At 38.7% G+C, this 18,396-nt stretch carries 14 protein-coding genes; 7 read left to right on the top strand and 7 right to left on the bottom strand.

The window, feature by feature from the left end:
• Window positions 1-77 precede the first annotated feature (77 nt).
• Window positions 78-557 carry an Lrp/AsnC family transcriptional regulator gene (locus A8B79_RS15385; RefSeq protein WP_066224535.1) on the bottom strand — a complete coding sequence of 160 codons (480 nt, stop codon included), beginning with the start codon at window positions 555-557 and terminating at the stop codon, window positions 78-80.
• 170 nt (window positions 558-727) lie between these two features.
• Between A8B79_RS15385 and serS the strand changes: the two genes are divergently transcribed.
• The 4 genes from serS to A8B79_RS15365 all read left to right on the top strand — a co-directional run bounded on the left by serS (window position 728) and on the right by A8B79_RS15365 (window position 7,606).
• Complete coding sequence (gene serS / locus A8B79_RS15380) at window positions 728-1,996, top strand: serine--tRNA ligase (protein ID WP_066224531.1); 1,269 nt, start codon at window positions 728-730, stop codon at window positions 1,994-1,996.
• 96 nt (window positions 1,997-2,092) lie between these two features.
• Window positions 2,093-3,160 (top strand): efflux RND transporter periplasmic adaptor subunit, encoded by a 1,068-nt coding sequence (locus tag A8B79_RS15375; protein WP_066224528.1) that lies wholly within the window; start codon window positions 2,093-2,095, stop codon window positions 3,158-3,160.
• Between the two features lies 1 nt (window position 3,161).
• Entirely contained in the window at window positions 3,162-6,269 is a 3,108-nt protein-coding gene (locus tag A8B79_RS15370) for an efflux RND transporter permease subunit (RefSeq protein WP_066224522.1), read from the top strand.
• A 71-nt stretch (window positions 6,270-6,340) separates the two neighbouring features.
• Complete coding sequence (locus tag A8B79_RS15365) at window positions 6,341-7,606, top strand: TolC family protein (RefSeq protein ID WP_066224519.1); 1,266 nt, start codon at window positions 6,341-6,343, stop codon at window positions 7,604-7,606.
• A 7-nt stretch (window positions 7,607-7,613) separates the two neighbouring features.
• Here the strand turns inward: A8B79_RS15365 and A8B79_RS15360 are convergent, their stop codons facing one another.
• Together A8B79_RS15360 and A8B79_RS15355 are read right to left on the bottom strand one after the other, a co-directional pair.
• Window positions 7,614-8,021 (bottom strand): ATP-binding protein, encoded by a 408-nt coding sequence (locus A8B79_RS15360; RefSeq protein ID WP_066224517.1) that lies wholly within the window; start codon window positions 8,019-8,021, stop codon window positions 7,614-7,616.
• A 6-nt stretch (window positions 8,022-8,027) separates the two neighbouring features.
• A complete protein-coding gene (locus tag A8B79_RS15355; RefSeq protein ID WP_066224512.1) occupies window positions 8,028-9,335 on the bottom strand; it encodes a Glu/Leu/Phe/Val family dehydrogenase in 1,308 nt (435 codons plus the stop codon).
• Window positions 9,336-9,638: 303 nt separating this feature from the next.
• Between A8B79_RS15355 and A8B79_RS15350 the strand changes: the two genes are divergently transcribed.
• The 3 genes from A8B79_RS15350 to A8B79_RS15340 all read left to right on the top strand — a co-directional run bounded on the left by A8B79_RS15350 (window position 9,639) and on the right by A8B79_RS15340 (window position 12,242).
• Window positions 9,639-10,070: an HNH endonuclease gene (locus tag A8B79_RS15350; protein ID WP_201118655.1), complete on the top strand. Its 432-nt coding sequence runs from the start codon at window positions 9,639-9,641 to the stop codon at window positions 10,068-10,070.
• 228 nt (window positions 10,071-10,298) lie between these two features.
• Window positions 10,299-11,429, top strand: a complete 1,131-nt coding sequence (gene mnmA, locus A8B79_RS15345) for a tRNA 2-thiouridine(34) synthase MnmA (protein ID WP_066224506.1) — start codon at window positions 10,299-10,301, stop codon at window positions 11,427-11,429.
• A gap of 54 nt (window positions 11,430-11,483) precedes the next feature.
• Entirely contained in the window at window positions 11,484-12,242 is a 759-nt protein-coding gene (locus A8B79_RS15340) for a DUF4412 domain-containing protein (RefSeq protein WP_066224501.1), read from the top strand.
• Between the two features lie 82 nt (window positions 12,243-12,324).
• On the opposite strand, the gene A8B79_RS15335 is transcribed toward A8B79_RS15340, so the two are convergent.
• From A8B79_RS15335 to A8B79_RS15320, 4 genes are all read right to left on the bottom strand, one after another.
• Window positions 12,325-14,568, bottom strand: a complete 2,244-nt coding sequence (locus A8B79_RS15335) for a CHRD domain-containing protein (protein WP_066224497.1) — start codon at window positions 14,566-14,568, stop codon at window positions 12,325-12,327.
• A gap of 264 nt (window positions 14,569-14,832) precedes the next feature.
• Window positions 14,833-15,630 (bottom strand): anti-sigma factor, encoded by a 798-nt coding sequence (locus A8B79_RS15330; RefSeq protein ID WP_066224495.1) that lies wholly within the window; start codon window positions 15,628-15,630, stop codon window positions 14,833-14,835.
• A complete protein-coding gene (locus A8B79_RS15325; protein WP_066224492.1) occupies window positions 15,627-16,241 on the bottom strand; it encodes a sigma-70 family RNA polymerase sigma factor in 615 nt (204 codons plus the stop codon). Before A8B79_RS15325 ends, A8B79_RS15330 begins: the two co-directional genes overlap by 4 nt.
• A 65-nt stretch (window positions 16,242-16,306) precedes the next feature.
• Entirely contained in the window at window positions 16,307-18,355 is a 2,049-nt protein-coding gene (locus A8B79_RS15320; protein ID WP_066224489.1) for a thioredoxin domain-containing protein, read from the bottom strand.
• Window positions 18,356-18,396: the final 41 nt, after the last annotated feature.

The raw sequence follows: 18,396 nt of genomic DNA, 5'->3' as shown, positions 1-18,396 counted from the left end.
ATTTCGTCTGTCATTTTGACGTAAATTTAACGATTAATGCATTACCAAGTAACTTTAATCTCAATAAATTTTGAGAGCTATTTTATTAGTTCGGTAGCCTGTTCGATAGGTAAAGCTCTGGTTTCCTTAAAACTGGAAAGCACAAGATTTGACCTTGTTTTTTTTACGCCTTTCCATGCTTGAATACGGGAAAGTAAACGCTCAAAAGAACCGGTATTCTTCGTTCGTACTTTCAGAAAATGAGAACCATCGCCGGTAATAGAATGGCATTCCAGAATTTCTTTTTCTTGTTGGGCTTTTTCCACAAAAACGGGGTAATACTCTGAGCCATCTACTTCAACAAACATGAATGCAGTAATATCAAAATGAAAATCTTTAGAACTCAGAATGGCATTATACTCGGTGATCAATCCACGCTCTTCTAATTTCCTCATTCTCTCAGAGACTGAAGGCACAGACAGTCCAACTAATTCTGCAATTTGATTTCTCTGGGCGCGACCATTTTCCTGGAGGTGGTTGAGTATCGAAATATCGATATCATCTAATAAATGACTCATTTTGACTGATAAACTTAAATATTATTTGCAATGAGCATGATATCCTTAAAAATTTAAGTTTTCAATAATGAAAGTGATAATATTTTGCTCACAATGAAATTTAAAAAAAAGGTTCAGGAAGATTAGAATAGGTCTTATCTTTGAACGCAAACTTTTAAATAACCGATCAAATGTTAGACATTCAGTTCATCAAAGAAAATAAAGAAGCCGTAAAGCAAGGAATGCTCAATAAAGGAGAGAAGTCAAATTCTCTGGTTGATGAGGTAATTGAAAAAGATGAGCAGTGGAGAACCCTTGTTCAAAAAGTTGATGAAATAAGAACTGAAAGTAATGCCAAGGCTAAGCAGATCGGGGCATTGATGGGGCAGGGAAAGAAGGAGGAAGCTCAGGCGATCATAGCTGAAACATCACAAATTAAAGAAGATGTAAAGGAGCTTGAAGAAGAACTAAAAGTTCTCGCCGAAGAAAGAGAAAATATGCTTCTTAAAATTCCGAATGTTGCACACCCTTCTGTTCCTGTAGGTTCTAAAGAAGAGGACAACGAAACATTTGATACATGGGGCGAACCCAATAAAGAAGAGTGGAGAAAACCGCATTGGGAAATTACTGAACGCTACGGATGGGTAGATTTTGAAAGAGGAGTAAAAGTTACAGGCGCAGGATTTCCGTTTTATGTTGGTCCGGTTGCTCAGCTTCAACGCGCTTTGATCAACTATTTCATAAATGAAGCCGGAAATGCAGGTTATACCGAACTGCAGGCTCCATATTTTGTAAATGAAGATTCAGCTCGCGGCACAGGACAAATTCCTGATAAGGAAGATATGATGTATGTGATTCCGAGAGATGAGTTTTTCGCAATTCCAACTGCTGAAGTTCCGGTTACTAATTTTCACAGAGATGAGATACTTTCCGAAAGTGAGCTACCCGTCAAATACGTTTGCTACACTCCTTGCTGGAGAAGAGAAGCAGGATCTTACGGAAAGGATGTTCGCGGATTGAATCGTCTTCACCAATTTGATAAAGTTGAACTGGTAAAGATCGTAAAGCCTGAGACGTCTTACGAAGAACTGGAGAGTTTAAGAGAACATTCTGAAAAACTGCTGCAAGCTTTGGAGCTTCCATACAGAACTTTATTGATGTGTACAGGCGATATGGGCTTTACGCAAAGTAAGAAATATGATCTTGAGGTTTGGAGCCCGGGACAGCAGCGATGGTTGGAAGTAAGTTCTTGTTCTAATTTTGAGAGTTTCCAAGCCAGAAGAATGCAACTACGTTACAGAAAAGGAGAGAAAAAAATTGAGATGACACACACGCTCAACGGCTCGGCATTAGCACTCCCGAGAGTTGTTTCTGCTATTCTGGAAGCATATCAGGAAGAGAACGGTAAAGTGAGAGTTCCTGAAGTTCTCAAAGGTTTTATCGGGCGTGATTACCTGTAAATAGATTCAGGGTTTTACAAGGCTTTGCATTGCTTAAGAATGCTTCTCCGAATAATAGAGTTATCTTTATTTGATTAACAATAAATTGATGACTTAATGAAAAGAGCAGCAAGTATAGCAGGGATAATTATAGTTCTGGGGCTTTTGGCTTTTCCAAAAGTAAAGGATTATTTAAAAGCATCAGAGACGGCTTCTCAAAATAATTCCGGTAGTGCCGCCCCTCTGAATGTGGAAGTATATATAGTAAAACCTGATATCGTTGAGAACAAAATATTTACGACAGGAACACTGACTTCAAACGAAGAAGTGGAATTAGCGAGTGAAAGCTCCGGACTGATTCAGGAAATATATTTGCGTGAAGGAGAAGATGTTAAAAAAGGGGAGTTGCTCGTAAAAATAAATGACAGTGAACTGAAAGCTCAGTTAAAACGTGCTGATTTCAGATTGAATTTGGCTGAAGACCGGGAAAAGCGTCAAAAGCAATTGCTAGAAAAAGGAGGCATCAGTCAGGAGGAATACGACGCTACTTTAAATGAAGTAAATGTTCTAAGAGCAGAAGTGTCGTTGATCAATGCACAGATCGAAAAAACAGAGGTCAGAGCACCATTCACCGGAAAATTAGGACTTAAATATGTAAGCGACGGAAGTTACATAACTCCGAATACCAGAATTGCTACTCTGCAGGATATTGACCCTATCAAAATTGATTTTTCTATTCCTGAGCGATATGCCGCACAAATCGAAGTAGGTAACAAGGTGAGATTTACAGTTCAGGGGATTGAAGAGCCTTTAGTCGCTCAAGTGTATGCCAAAGAACCACGAATTGATTCAGACACAAGGACATTACAAGTAAGAGCGAGGAGTTCTAATCCTGACGGTAAGCTACTTCCGGGAGCTTTTGCTGATCTGGAACTGACACTTCAAACTATCGAAAATGCCAAAATGATCCCTACAATTTCATTGGTTCCGGAGTTACAAGGTCAAAAAGTATTTTTGTTGAAGGATGGGGTAGTACATCCACAAAGTGTGGTTACAGGTTTAAGAAATGAGTCTAAAATCCAAATCACAGAAGGTGTAGAGATCGGAGATACTGTTTTAACAACGGGACTGCTTCAGGTAAGGCCACAAATGCAGGTTTCAGTTAAGCAAGTAAACGGAGAATAATATGAGTTTATCTTCACTGAGCATTAGAAGACCTGTTTTAGCAACCGTTTTCTCAATTGTAATTGTCTTGTTCGGTATAATCGGATTCAATTATCTGCCTATCCGAGAATACCCGGCTGTCGACCCGCCTATTGTTACCGTTAGTACCAGTTATATTGGAGCAAATGCAGAGGTTATAGAATCTCAAATTACAGAACCTCTTGAAGATCAAATTAACGGAATTGCCGGGATTAAGAATCTTACTTCGGTAAGCAGGGAAGGAAGAAGTACTGTAACGGTTGAATTCGATCTGGATGTGGATCTGGAAACCGCAACCAACGATGTTCGGTCCAGAGTATCCAGAGCGGTAGGGAATATTCCTCCTGATGCAGATCCTCCGATCGTTTCTAAAGCTGATGCAGACGCCAGACCTATTCTGTTCTTCAATATCAAAAGTGATTCCAGAAATCTGTTGCAGCTTTCTGAAGTGGCTGAGAATTATTTTAAAGAGCGTGTGCAAACCATTCCGGGAGTAAGTAATGTTCAGATCTGGGGAGATAAAACCTATTCGATGAGATTATGGTTAGACCCGATGAAACTGGCTGCATATAACTTAACACCGATCGATGTCAGAAATGCATTAACAAGTGAGAATGTGGAATTGCCTTCGGGAAGAATTGAAGGGAATCTCACCGAGCTAACTGTCCGAACAATGGGACGGATCACGAATGTTGACGAATTCAATGATCTGATCGTCAAGAAGACAGCCGGAAGTACGATAAAATTGAGGGATATTGGATATGCCGAGTTAGGTCCCCAGAATGAACGTACTATCTTAAAAAGAGATGGTGTTCCAATGGTTGGAGTGGTTTTAATTCCTCAGCCCGGTGCTAATCAGATCGATATTGCAGATGAGTTTTACAGAAGAGCAGAAAATATCGAGAAGGACCTTCCCGCTGATATTGAAACAGCAATTGGCTTTGATTCTACAACATATGTTCGGGCTTCTATAGATGAAGTAAAACAAACCATTTTCGTTGCTTTCTTTCTGGTGATAGCGGTTATTTTTCTGTTTCTGAGAGACTGGCGAACTACTATAATTCCTGTATTGGTAATTCCGATCGCTCTTATCGGTTCGTTCTTTATCATGTATTTAGCCGGGTTTTCGATCAATGTATTAACATTGCTAGCAATTGTTTTAGCTATTGGTTTAGTGGTAGATGATGCAATCGTGGTGCTTGAAAATATTTATGCAAAAATAGAAAGCGGGCAACAACCTATGATGGCGGGAATATTGGGTTCCAAAGAAATATTCTTTGCCGTAATTGCTACCACTGCGGCCTTGGTTTCAGTATTTATGCCGATCCTGTTTTTAGGTGGAATTACCGGTCGCTTATTCAGGGAGTTCGGTGTTGTAATTGCCGGAGCTGTTATGATCTCTTCCTTTGTTGCACTTTCGTTAACTCCTATGCTGTCAACCAAGTTGCTAAAGAAAAGGGAAAAGCAGAACAGATTCTACGCTGCAACAGAGCCGTTCTTTATTAAAATGAATAAAGCTTACAAAGGCTCTTTGCAATCTTTTATGAAAAGAAGATGGTTGGCTCCTCTAACTATTTTAGCCAGTGGCGGATTGATCTTTTTGTTGATGAGTACGCTTCCTCAGGAAACAGCTCCTTTAGAAGATCGAAGTCGTGTTAGAATGTTTGCTCAGGCTCCCGAAGGAGCATCTTATGAGTACATGGATAATTACATGGACCGTTTGGTGACTTTGGTTCAGGATAGTATCCCTGAAACAAAATCTGTTATTTCAGTAACCTCGCCGGGCTTCGGCGCTTCAAGTTCTGTAAACTCAGGTTTTGCTTTTTCTATTCTAAAGGATCCGGAACTGAGAGATCGCTCACAAAATGATGTAGCCGATGATCTGACAGAAAAAGTAAAACTATTGAGCGGAGCCCAGACTTTTGTATCTCAGGAACAAACCATCGGGAGCAGCAGAGGAGGCTTACCGGTTCAGTTTGTACTTCAAAATCAGGACTTTGAGCGACTAAAAAGCGTAATCCCGGATTTTCTGGAAGCGGTTAGAAATGATCCTGCTTTTACTTATCAGGATGTGGATCTGAAATTCAACAAACCCGAGCTACAGGTAGAAATTGACAGAGAACGTGCTCAGGATCTAGGAGTTTCTGTGCGTGATATTGCTCAAACATTACAGTTTTCGTTAAGTGGACAGCGGTTTGATTTTTTTATAATGAATGGAAAACAATATCAGGTAATCGGACAGGTAGAAAGAAAAAACAGAAACGAACCGGTTGATTTAAAAAGTCTGTATGTGAGAAACAGTTCCGGAAGTTTGATCCAACTGGATAATCTTGTGAAAGTTGCAGAGCAAAGCAGCCCACCACAACTGTACAGATATAACAGATATGCTTCAGCAACAGTATCGGCGGCACTTGCTCCCGGCAAAACTATACAGGATGGAATAGATGCCATGGAGATTATTGCTGAAAATGTGTTGGATGATACCTTTTCGACCAGTTTATCAGGCCCTTCCAGAGATTTCGTAGAAAGTTCTTCCAGCTTATTATTTATTTTCTTTCTGGCACTTCTATTGGTTTACTTAGTGCTTTCTGCACAATTCGAAAGTTTCAGAGATCCGTTTACGATTATGCTTACAGTTCCTCTGGCTTTGTCCGGAGCCTTGGTAAGTATGTGGTACTTTGGTCAAACTCTGAATATTTTTAGTCAGATCGGGATGATCATGCTTATCGGATTAGTTACTAAAAACGGAATCCTTATTGTAGAATTTGCAAACCAAAGACAGATTCAGGGTCTTTCTATAATGGATGCAATTATGGACGCCTCAGCTGCTCGTTTCCGTCCGATATTAATGACAAGTATTTCAACAGTGTTGGGAATCTTGCCTATTGCATTAGCTCTTGGTGCAGGTGCAGAAAGCAGAACTTCAATGGGAATTGCGGTGATCGGAGGATTGATCATCGGTAGCTTTTTAACACTTTATGTGATTCCGGCAATGTACTCTTATTTGTCACCTGAAAAATCGAAAGATGATATGATCAGCGATGAAATGATAAAAAAAGCAGAAAACGAACTTGAAACTCAAATAGCATGATGAAATTGGTATATAAGAGATCGTATTTAGTACTATTTGGTATGTTGTTTTCATTTGGGCTTTCAAACGTCATGGCACAAGATACCTTGCGAATAGAGGAAGCCATCCAAAAGGGACTGGAAAAGAATTTCGCTATCCGAATAGCAAAAAATGAGGCACAAATAGCAAAGAATAATAATTCATTAGGGAATGCAGGGCTTCTCCCTGTAGTGACTGCTGACGGAACCATCTCCAAAAGAATCGAAGATAATGAGACTCAATATTCGGCTAATTCAATACCTGACCGAAATGATAAAGGAGTTGAAACCACTAGCTATAATTATGGCATAGATGCAACTTGGACCATTTTTGATGGATTGACAATGTTTGCAACTAAAGACCGACTGAATCTGGAAGCAGAAATTGGGGAAGAGCAAACTCGTCTTGAAATCGAAAATTTACTTGCTGAACTAATCAATGGTTATTACCAGATCGTTGCAAGACAAAAGGCGCATAAAATACTTGAAAATACTGTACAGGTATCAGAAGAACGCATAAGAATTGCAGAAACAAAAAAGGACCTGGGTTCAGGTTCTGAATATGATCTGTTACAGGCACGTGCAGATTTTAATGCTGACAGGGCTGCTTTGATCCGATCAGGAACCACATTAAAGCAATCAAAGATCATCGTAAATCAGATCTTATCTAATTCATCTTTTGAAAACTTTGATGTAGAGCCTGCGATTGAAATGGGAGAAATGATGGATCTGGAAGTTCTTACTGAACGAGCATTGGTTGAAAATAAATCATTGTCGGTAGCGCGGTTGAATGAAATGGCAGCAAGTGAAGAGATCAATGAACTAAGAGGAGACTGGTTTCCGCAGGTTGATGTAAGCGGGGGATATGGATACAGTAAAACAGAAACGAGTACAGGTTTTGTGGATTTCTCTAATACGTCCGGTTTTAATTATGGTATTACCGCAAGAATTAATTTGTTCGATGGATTTAATAAAAACAGAAGATCCCAAAACGCTCAAATACGACTAAAGAATCAACAGTTACAGCTGGAAGAGTTAAAACTGAGACTGCGGTCTGAAATTCAGCAAGTGTATGAACAGTATATTGATGCTCTTTCTTTGATCGAACTGGAACAGGAGAATCTGCAATTCACAAAACAAAGTCTGGATATTGCTTTGGAAAGATTCAGGTTGGGAACCATTAACTCTGTAGAGCTTAGAGAAGCTCAACTTAGTTTACTGAATGCTGAAAACCGATTGATAATAGCTCAAATTGAAGCAAAAAATGCAGAAACCGAATTGTTAAGACTAAGTGGAGATTTGTTGAGAAGAGTGAATTAAAAAAGCACTAAGATTTGAGATCAAAACTTAGGATCAATCTCCTTCCTTCATCCTGATAATCAACTCCATCGGCGTATTCTCCCATCAGGAAAACACCACGACCGCTTGTATTCAGAATATTTTCATTTGCAAGCGGATCTGGAACTTCATCCGGATCAAATCCCCCACCTTCATCCTGAGTAGTAATTACAAGATTTGAACCGTCATGTTCTGCGATGAGGGTTACCTTTTTGGATTCATCCAATTCATTTCCATGAACAACGCCATTAGTTGCAGCTTCACTAACGGTGAGCATTAATCGTGCATAAAACTCGTCATCAAATTTTAAGTCTGTCTGTAAGTCGTTCAGAAAACCTTCCAGTTTATCCAGGTCTTCATAGGTAGATCTCAGAACAAGTTCTTTTCTGTAACTCATCAATTATTAAGCATAAATACCACGTAGTTTCAGCGTTGTTGCTACACGATCAATTGCATACACATACGCTGCTTGTCTTAGCGTAATACTATACTTTTCACTCACCATAAACAAGTTATCAAAAGCTTCTCTCATCATTCTGTTCAAACGACGATTAACGCGTTCTTCGGTCCAGAAATATCCATGTCTGTCCTGTACCCACTCAAAGTAAGAAACAGTTACACCACCTGCGTTTGCAAGAATATCCGGAACAACCATTACGCCGTTTTCATCCAGAATTGAATCTGCATTTGCAGTTACGGGACCATTTGCTCCTTCGGCGATAATCTTTGCTTTTATATTAGAAGCATTCTCTCTGTTTATCTGATCTTCTTTTGCTGCCGGAATTAATACATCACATTCAAGTTCAAGCAGATCCGCATTACTAATAGATTCTGCTCCGTCAAAACCTTCCAATGAATAATTATTAGTTTGGGAATAGTGGATTGCCGCCGGAATATCTATTCCTTCCTTATTATAGTATCCGCCGCTTACATCACTTATAGCGATTACTTTTGCACCTTGTTCATAAATCAGCTGAGCAGAAACAGATCCAACATTACCAAAACCCTGCACAACAATGGAAGCATCACTTGGGGAAATTTTGAGCTTGTTCATGGCAGCCAAAGCCGTGGTTATTACTCCACGTCCTGTTGCTTCACGTCTTCCTTTAGAGCCTCCTAGAATTATAGGCTTTCCTGTTACCACAGCAGTTTCATTTCTTTTACTTTTCATGCTGTACGTGTCCATGATCCAGGCCATAGTCTGCTCATTGGTATTCATATCAGGAGCCGGGATATCTCGTTCCGGTCCAAAGACATCACTCATGTTTGAAGTGTACCGTCTGGTCAATCTTTCTAACTCATTTTTTGAAAGGAGCTTGGGATTAACACGTACACCGCCTTTGGCTCCACCAAAAGGAACATTTACACAGGCACATTTCCAGGTCATCCATGCAGCCAGTGCTTTAACTTCATCGAGATGTACATCTTCAGCGTATCGAATTCCACCTTTGGAAGGTCCCAAAATGCTGTTATGAATTACACGATAGCCTTCAAATACTTCAATTCTGCCATCATCCATAATAACCGGAATAGCAACCATTACTACCTTTTCAGGAGTAGAAAGATATTTAAACATGCCTTCATCCAGATCTAAAATATCAGCGGCAAATCTGAATCTTTCCATCATGGATGAAAAAGGGGAGTCGTCTTGAGTTAGTGGGGCAGGTTCTTTGTAGTACTCTTTTGTGAGGGCGTCTTTAATCTCGGACATTATGTTAGTTTAATTTCAATTCTGTTAAAAAAGCGCTTCCAAATATAAAAACTAACTCAGATAATTATTCATTAAAATCATCACATTGTTAAAAAAAAGGTAACACGTGTGTATTTGTTTTTATGAGATAAATATATCATACTAAGGCTTGCCAGCGTTAACTGGTTGAATTTCGATTCATATCTGCATTCTCTATGAAAGAAAAATTAAAGACATGAAACTTAACCGAATGCAATGAATGCAAACGTATTAGTTCTTAATCAAGATTATCAACCTTTGAGCGTTTGCTCTTTGCAACGTTCTATGAAGCTTATTTTTTTGGAAAAAGCAGAGTTGCTGCATGATGATCCGGAAAAGAAACTGAGAACGCCCAGTGACCAATTTGATTTCCCTTCTGTAATCAGGTTACGCAGATACATACGCTTACCTTATACAAAAGTGGTTCTGACAAGAAGAAATGTGATGCGCAGAGACAGTTTTAGATGTCAGTATTGCGGGCAGAAATCTAAGCTAACCATTGACCATATTCATCCCAAAAGCAGAGGCGGTAAAGATACCTGGGAAAACCTGACTACTGCTTGCGATAAATGTAACGTAAAGAAAGGGAACAGAACGCCTAAAGAAGCAAATATGGAACTTCGTAGTAAACCATATCGTCCTATACCAATTACATTTTTCAGAGATATAAATGGTGGAGTTCAGGAACCCTGGAAGCCGTATTTGTATATGACTTAGGGAATATTGAATATCCAACAAGGAATATTCAATATTGAGAACTCTATTTCATATCAGTTACAGAATACTATAGCAATGGTTGTTAGAGAATAAATTAAATGTGTTTTTAGAAGCTAATCTAAGTCATCGATAAACACTATCAGAGATATTTAAACGAATATCGCAATCAGTTAACAAAAGCCTTATCTTTAGTATCAATTAAATTCAAAGAGAAACTCACATCTTGAAATGAGTAAAAAAGGCAGAGTTCTTGTAGCAATGAGTGGCGGTGTAGATTCATCTGTAGCTGCTGTAATGCTAAGAGAACAAGGATACGAGGTAATTGGAATTACCATGAAAACCTGGGATTATCACCGAAGCGGTGGTGATAACGGGAAAGAAACGGGATGTTGTACGGTAGAGTCTATGAATGATGCTCGCCACATTGCCGTAAACCATGGTTTTAAACACTTCATCGTAGATATAAGGGAAGAGTTTGGTGATTGGGTAATTGATCGCTTTGTGGGTGATTATATGGACGGAAGAACTCCTAACCCTTGTGTGCTTTGTAATACTCATATCAAATGGGCTGCTTTGTTAAAACGAGCAGACAACCTGGGATGTGATTTCATTGCTACAGGACATTATGCAAGAGTACGAGAAGAAAACGGACGTCACATCATTTCCAGAGGATTAGATCCGAAGAAAGATCAATCGTACGCATTATGGGGTGTTGCACAAAAGCACCTTGAAAGAACCATTTTTCCTTTGGGTGGATATTCAAAACCGGAAATTCGTCAAATAGCCGAAGATCATGGATTATTAAACGTAGCCAATAAGCCAGATTCTTATGAAATCTGTTTTGTACCGGATGATGATTATCGCAGATTTCTAAAAGACAAAGTTCCGGGTCTGGAAGAGAAAATGAAAGGAGGAAAGTTTGTAGATAAAGACGGAAATATTTTAGGCGAGCACGAAGGCTATCCTTTTTATACAATTGGTCAAAGACGCGGATTAAATTTGCCCATGGGTAAGCCTGTCTACGTAACAAATATAAACGCGATAACAAACACGATCACTATAGGAGAGAAGGAAGATCTTGTCAGTTCTACACTGACAGCTAAAGAAATAAATTTAGTGAAGTACGACAGAATTCCGGAAACTGAGATGGAGATCACCGGCGCAATTCGATATAACGATGACGGAGCAATGGGATATTTAACTCAACTGGGAGAAGATGAGATCAAAGTTCATTTCCCAACCGGAAGAGAAGCCATAACTCCCGGACAAGCTATAGTTTGTTACGAAAGTGATGACGTAGTAGCCGGTGGTTGGATCAAAAAAGTGAACGTGGGAATGGAAGATCTAATTTCTGCGTAACATCCAACTATGAAGTTCGTTAAACTCCTCAATCTAAAACATCCAGAGATAATTATGAGAACCAAAATATATTTAAGTACACTTCTATTTTTATGTGTCACTTTTTTTTCTAATCCTCTTCAGGCACAGTTTGAAGGTCATATATCCATGAACCTATATGGTGATAATGAAAATGGTAAGACTTCAGTTAATCAGCTTAATATGTATGTAACTGCAGATCGGATCTTTTTGAAAGGAGAAGATGAGATGAATTTTGGTCAGTCATTTAATTCCGGAGGGATGCTGATTCGTAATGACAAAAAAGACTTTGTAGTGTTAATGGAGAATAATGATGCACTTCAGGTTACTAAATCAGAAGTGGAAGGGTTATTTAAAATGTTTCTTTCATGGGGAAGCGATTCTTCACCAAACAGTTCAGAAAATGAGGAAATGAATTTTGAATATACTGATCGGGAAAGAACTATAAATGGATATAAAACATACGAGTTGGTTATTTCAGGTAAAGAAGCCGATTCTAAAATGTCTGTTTGGCTTACACCGAATATAGATATAAACTGGGGAATGCTAGCTGAGCCTTGGAAAAATATACCGGCTGAAGCAAACAGAGCAGTTAATCAATCAAGAGACGCAGTTTTTACGGGGAAAAATTTTCCAATGCTTGTTGAAGTGACGGGGAAAAAAGGTACTGAAACCGTGATGGAAGTTACCAATATTAATAAGTCCAGTATTGCGAAAGCGATGGTTCAGATACCAACAGGAGTTAATCTTATCAGTGTAACAGATCTAATGTTTAAGATGATGTCAGGGAACTAGTATCTGAACATCAGAAAATAGAGATATAAAAAAAGGGAGTTTGGTTTACCAAACTCCCTTTTAATTTGTACTAATTAATATACTATTTAATCAGTGTCATTCTCTTTGTTAAGCTTTGATTAGCTGATTGTAATCTGTAGATATAAATACCTGAAGATAAATTGTCAGCTTTAAAGTTGAAGGTGTGATTACCTGCACTTAATCTTTCGTTAACCAAAGTGGCAACTTTTTGTCCAAGCATGTTGTAAACAACCAATTGTGTTGGTGCTGCTTCTTCTAAAGAAAAGCTAATTTTTGTACTTGGATTAAAAGGATTTGGGTAATTTTGATCTAGTACAAATCTGTTTGGAGCATCTATTCCATCATTTTCATTAGATGTTAATGTTCCTCTTTCCATAGATACTGATCTTGTATCACTTGATGTTTCGTCGCTTCCGTCAGAAGCAATAACTCTATGGTACACTGTTGCAGAAGCACCAGACTCAACGCCAAGGTCTACTAAGATTGTATCCAGGTCACCATACGAAATATTGTAGTTAAGGTCTGATCCAACATTTGCATTGATTATAATGTCAGCAAATAAAGAATCTGTAGCTGCTTGCCAAGTATAAGTCAAGCTATCTCCTTCGATATCTGAGCTTGCAGACCAGGTAGCCACCAAGTTTGTAGACACATCACCTGCAATACTGATTTCAGCATTATCTATCGGTGTTAATAACGAACTTTTCTCAGGGAATAAGTTATCACCAAAAAGGAGTTGTCCTCTTAATTCTCCTGCAGCTTCAGTTTGAGAATGTACATTTACATACAAACCTTGACTACTCATCGTCTCTAATTGTGTTTCGGTAAGGGTATAAGTGTTATTAGATACTTCATAAACACCACTTGTATCACCGGAAACAGTAGCGTCTAATGTAACTTCAACTCCACCACTAGCGGTAACACTTCCAGAATGTAAATGGGATGCTGCGTAAGCACTTGAAAGCGCATCAAAACCACCTGTTACAATAGCTCTGTCACCTGTGATCTCTACGTTAACAGCACCGAATGCTTCTGTAATTACAGGAGTAGGTTGTTCGTGTAAACCACTCAAATTTGTTTTGAAATAAGCAGAAGCATCACCGAGTACTTGTCCGCGAAGCTCACCTGCTCCAAATGTTGTAGTATGAATATTAACGTAGTAACCTCTGTTAAGTAGAGTTTCAATCTGGGAAGCATCAACAGCAAATTTATTGTCTTTTGCTAAATAAGCACCAGCCTTTAAATTAGCCTCTACTTCAGCATTAATTAATATATCAACCATTCCGTTTGTTCCTGAATGTCCTGCGTGCAGATGAGAACCACCAGCTACAGAGGCATCAAAATCACCTTGCAGTTCAGCAAATGTACCGGTAACAACTAATGAATCGTCTGTAGTTAGTTCAACTACAACTGCACCACCGGCATTTGTATTCGCAGAAGGAATTTCAGCACTTCCTGATAAGCTCGCAAAGAACGAAGCTGTAACGGGAGGAGTAACTTGTCCTCTTAATTCACCGGAAGCAAAATTCTCTGAGTGTATATTTACATATACGCCTCTATTCATAAGTGCTTCTTTTTGATCTGTAGTAAGTTCAAATCTGTTATCAGCTGCTAAATAAACTCCTGATTGATTGTCAGCTGCAACAGTAGCATTTAGAGTTACAGCAACACCACCGGCACTACCAGCCATTGCAGTATGTAAATGAGAAGCTGCATAATTACTTGAAAGTCCATTAAATGAACCTGAAACAAATAGTGAATCCCCATTTAGTTCAAGGATGAGAGCACCACTTGCCATGGTTTTTGCTACCGGTACTTCCTGTGCACCGGAAACGTTAGTTCTGAATACAACATCTGCTTGAGGAGCCAATTGACCTCTAAGTTCTCCGGCTCCGTAAGTTTCAGAATGTATATTAACATAAATTCCGCGCGCTTCTAATGTATCCACTTGGCCACTTGATAGTGTGAAAGTGTTATTTGCGGTAGTGTATGTTCCGCCCATTCCGTCAGCGTCTACTGTAGCGTTTAAAGTGAAAAGTACGCCACCAGCTTCACCAGCCATGCCTGCGTGCAAATGAGAGGCAGCATAAGCACTGCTAAGTCCTTCAAAAGAACCTTCAACAGTTAGTTCATTTCCGTTAAGTGTAGCAGTTATACTTCCGTTTGCAGAAGTTGTAACAGTGGGTACTTCGTTACTCCCACTAAGCGTAGTTTCAAACACTGTTTGTGCGTTAGCTATTTGGGTTGTACCAAATACCAGTAAGCATAAAACAGTTACCAAAAATGGTATCTTTTGTTTTTTCATTATTCTCGTAAGTTTAGTTATTATTATACTTAACTAACGATACGAAAGGAGTTTCCGTTCAGATTGGATTTTAAGCGGATAATAAAAAAGGAGTTGCGCTTTCAAGCTACAACTCCTTATCTCTATCACTAAATACAAATATGTAATAGCAAGTACGAAGCTCCTTTTAAGACGGATTGGTATTTGTTTCTTGTATGTACAAAAAAAACTCCCACCGGTAAGAAGGAGTTTTTTAATTCTTGAATTGTAAGTTGCCAAAATCTACTACATAGCACCAAGCATATACATATCCCCGGTGGGTTGAGGTGAACCACCCTCAGGTTCCAGTGTAATTGCAAAAGCACCTTGGCTTGCAGATTGGTTCAGTTCCTGAATTTTGAAAAAGTTATCTCTTTCAGGGTCATTCACCGCAAATACCCCGGCGCTGAAAGGCTGGTTATTTATTACAAACCACAGTTGGTATTCCTTAGCCGTTGGTACAGCAGGCATATTGGCAACTTGAAGTAATGCTTGTCCGTTTTCTTTATCCCAAACAACTTTACCGAAGCCATTCGGATTAACTTCCAAGCCATCCATTAATATGAGATCAACATCTCTAGCTTCTAGAATGGCTAAAAGCTCAGACTTTTGCTCAACTTCAGTTTCCAAAATGCGAATGGTGTTTTCTTTCTGAACTACAAGTTCCTTTTGGGTTTCAAGGTCAGTTTCCAGGTTTTGATTGAAGAAGAATAAACCTAATGAACTTACAAGAAATAAGACTGCTGCAGCTGCTGAAATTCTGTATCTGGAAAGATAGTGAACATTAGCACTTCCACCTCTTGCATGAACAGAGGCCCAAGCCATTTCTAACAACTGTTCTTTTACAGACTCTGAGGGCTTTTGATCGTAAGCAAGTAAAGCCATTTCAGAGGCAATACTTTGCATATCCTGATAAAGTTGCTCCTGTTCCTGAGTTGCATTGTTCAAGAGTGATTTAAATTCTTTTTCCTCTTCGCTGGTTATCGAATTTAATACAAAACCAACACAGAGTTCTTCGAATAAAGTATTGTCTTGTGTACTCATTGTTCTGCTCCCGATAAAATATCTCTTAGTTTCATCATGCCATCTCGCATTCTTGTTTTTACTGTCCCTAACGGAATATCATATTCTTCTGAAATCTCAGATTGACTTAATCCGCTGAAGTATGAAATCTCAATTACTTTTCTCTGTTTTTCAGAAATTTGTTGCAATGCTTTTCTCACCATGTCTGCTCTGTCAGATAAAATTGTATCCTCAAGTGGGTTATTTTCACTTGAATATAATGGATGGTAAACATCATCATTGTCCAAACTGGTCGATTGTTTTTTCTGTTCTTTATATACTTTAGATCGCAACCGATCTATTCCTTTATTTCTTGTTAACGAAACAATCCAGGTGTAACCGGTTCCTCGATCCGGATCAAACTGATCTGCTTTTTCCCATATATTGCTGAAAACTTCCTGCAATATATCTTCCGCTTCCGTTTTCTTTTTAAGAATGGATATAAGCAAACCGAATAAAAGCCGATTGTATTGATCATATAAAAGCGAAAGTGCTACAGGGTCTTTCTGTGCTATTCGCCTGAGCAAGTCTTTATCCCTGGAATTGTCCTGATTTAAAAACCTGCCAATAGCAGATATAATGAAAAACAGCATACCTTATGTTCCTGAATTAATATTACGAGTTATGTCTCACACCGGATTGAAACTTGATCAATAAATTAACCTAAAGAATTTGATTTCAAAAGATTTTGTAGTTGAGACAGGTTGTTAGTCGGGTTTTCACAAGTGTGATTTGAACAATAATAGAAAGTGATGCTTTCGTTGATTCGTTCCATTGCTTGAGTATAGTTGGCAAATTCGCAGATGTCAATCCGTTCTGAATTCTTGAATAAGCAGACTTTGAACGGAGAGAAAACAGTTCTTATTTCTGAAAGCACTTTCTTACTTGGAAAAGTATCATCAACAATCACAATTTCTTTTGGACTGTTATTAAGATATTGGATGGCCTGCAATCCATGAGTGATACTAGATCCGGATCTGATTATATCTGAAGAAAAGTACTCGCCAATAGAATTAGCATAACTTTCAAAATCAGTTCTTCCTGTTATCCTGCTTAGTCTGATTAAAGAAATTATAGCTACAGAATTAGAAGAAGGAATCGCTCCATCATAGATTTGTTTTTGTCTGCCTAATAGTTCTTCGGTATTTGTATCTGTAAAATAGAAACCGCCATCATTTTTGTCCCAGAACCTCTCGATGAACTGCTCAGTATATAGAATAGCCTTTTTTAAATAACTAACATCCAGTGTTGCTTCATACAATTCGATAGTAGCCCAAATCAAAAATGCGTAATCATCTGCAAATGCATTGATTTTATACTCACCATCCTTATAGCGATGATAAAGGCTTCCGTTCTTAAATAGATTTTCTTCAAGAAAACCGAAAGCAGTTTCAGCTTTATTGATAAATTCTTCCTCTCCAAATACACTCCCTGCTTTTGCAAAAGCAGCGATCATAAGTGCATTCCAGTCTGTGAGAATTTTATCATCAAGAAGAGGTCTGGTTCTGTTACCTCTTTCTGTAAGAAGTTTTGTACGAATAGATTTAAAATTCTTGAGGTCTGCGTCAGTTAAAGGTTCTGTAAGATGTGGTATATTTTTGCTTGTTAACTGTTTGGTTGCCTCATCCTCAAAGTTTCCTTCCGGCTTTAAATTAAAAGCAGATTTAAAGTTTTCGGCTTCAGAATCCAATAAAATCTCATCTATTTCATTAGTCTCCCAAACATAAAACTTTCCTTCTTCACCATCAGAGTCTGCATCTTCCGCAGAAAAGAAGCCACCTTCTTCGTGAGTAAGGTTCTGAGCTACATATTCAGATATTTCAAACACAGTTTGCTTGAATAAAGGGTTTCCTGTTACCTGCCAACCTTCTGTGTATGCTATCATCATCAGGGCTTGATCGTATAACATTTTTTCAAAATGAGGTAGCAACCACTCTTCATCAGTAGAATATCTGTGGAATCCATAACCCACATGATCCCAGATTCCTCCAAGGCGCATTTTAGTAAGCGTGTGCTCAACTGAATCTTTAAACCGTTCTTCACCTGTGGCATACCATTGACGAAGCAGGAAATTTAAATTATGGGGCGATGGAAATTTTGGAGATCCTCCAAATCCACCGTGCTTATTATCGTATCGCTTGGTTAACTGTTCCGCAGCAAAATCTACGGCTTCCAGACCGGGAAAAACTCCTTTTTCAAAATGAAGTGATTTGTCAAATCCATCCTGAATACTACTGGTAGCTTTTTTAATCTTCTCAGGTTCGTATTTCCACATTCCGGCAATACCTGGGATCAGTTGTTTTAAACCAACACGTTGAAACCTAGGTTCTTTGGGGATATAGGTTCCAGCAAAAAATGGTTTTTTATCCGGTGTCATTATTATAGTTAAAGGCCAACCTCCGTGACCGGTCACCATTTGGCACACCGTCATATAAGTACTATCTATATCTGGGCGCTCTTCTCTATCAACTTTGATATTGATAAACGTATCGTTCAGTAACTTTGCGATCTCTTCATCTTCAAAACTCTCATGTTCCATAACATGGCACCAATGGCACGTAGCATATCCAATGGATAAAAAAATGGGTTTGTTTTCTGATGCTGCTTTCTCAAAAGCTTCATCACACCAGGGATACCAGTCTACCGGGTTATTCTTATGTTGAAGTAAATAGGGGCTTTTTTCGAATTGAAGTCTGTTTAGTGACATGAGAAAAATTTGATTCTTCTATTGATTGAATAATGTTAAAA

Origin of the sequence: Balneola sp. EhC07, assembly GCF_001650905.1 — a bacterium.
Lineage (GTDB): Bacteria > Bacteroidota > Rhodothermia > Balneolales > Balneolaceae > Balneola.
This window is presented reverse-complemented; position numbering and strand designations above follow the sequence as displayed.

What these genes read in the sequence shown, in the direction of transcription:
- A8B79_RS15385 (WP_066224535.1), bottom strand. Translation starts at nt 557, where the DNA reads ATGAGTCATTTATTAGATGATATCGATATTTCGATACTCAACCACCTC.
- serS (WP_066224531.1), top strand. Translation starts at nt 728, where the DNA reads ATGTTAGACATTCAGTTCATCAAAGAAAATAAAGAAGCCGTAAAGCAA.
- A8B79_RS15375 (WP_066224528.1), top strand. Translation starts at nt 2,093, where the DNA reads ATGAAAAGAGCAGCAAGTATAGCAGGGATAATTATAGTTCTGGGGCTT.
- A8B79_RS15370 (WP_066224522.1), top strand. Translation starts at nt 3,162, where the DNA reads ATGAGTTTATCTTCACTGAGCATTAGAAGACCTGTTTTAGCAACCGTT.
- A8B79_RS15365 (WP_066224519.1), top strand. Translation starts at nt 6,341, where the DNA reads ATGGCACAAGATACCTTGCGAATAGAGGAAGCCATCCAAAAGGGACTG.
- A8B79_RS15360 (WP_066224517.1), bottom strand. Translation starts at nt 8,021, where the DNA reads ATGAGTTACAGAAAAGAACTTGTTCTGAGATCTACCTATGAAGACCTG.
- A8B79_RS15355 (WP_066224512.1), bottom strand. Translation starts at nt 9,335, where the DNA reads ATGTCCGAGATTAAAGACGCCCTCACAAAAGAGTACTACAAAGAACCT.
- A8B79_RS15350 (WP_201118655.1), top strand. Translation starts at nt 9,639, where the DNA reads ATGAAGCTTATTTTTTTGGAAAAAGCAGAGTTGCTGCATGATGATCCG.
- mnmA (WP_066224506.1), top strand. Translation starts at nt 10,299, where the DNA reads ATGAGTAAAAAAGGCAGAGTTCTTGTAGCAATGAGTGGCGGTGTAGAT.
- A8B79_RS15340 (WP_066224501.1), top strand. Translation starts at nt 11,484, where the DNA reads ATGAGAACCAAAATATATTTAAGTACACTTCTATTTTTATGTGTCACT.
- A8B79_RS15335 (WP_066224497.1), bottom strand. Translation starts at nt 14,568, where the DNA reads ATGAAAAAACAAAAGATACCATTTTTGGTAACTGTTTTATGCTTACTG.
- A8B79_RS15330 (WP_066224495.1), bottom strand. Translation starts at nt 15,630, where the DNA reads ATGAGTACACAAGACAATACTTTATTCGAAGAACTCTGTGTTGGTTTT.
- A8B79_RS15325 (WP_066224492.1), bottom strand. Translation starts at nt 16,241, where the DNA reads ATGCTGTTTTTCATTATATCTGCTATTGGCAGGTTTTTAAATCAGGAC.
- A8B79_RS15320 (WP_066224489.1), bottom strand. Translation starts at nt 18,355, where the DNA reads ATGTCACTAAACAGACTTCAATTCGAAAAAAGCCCCTATTTACTTCAA.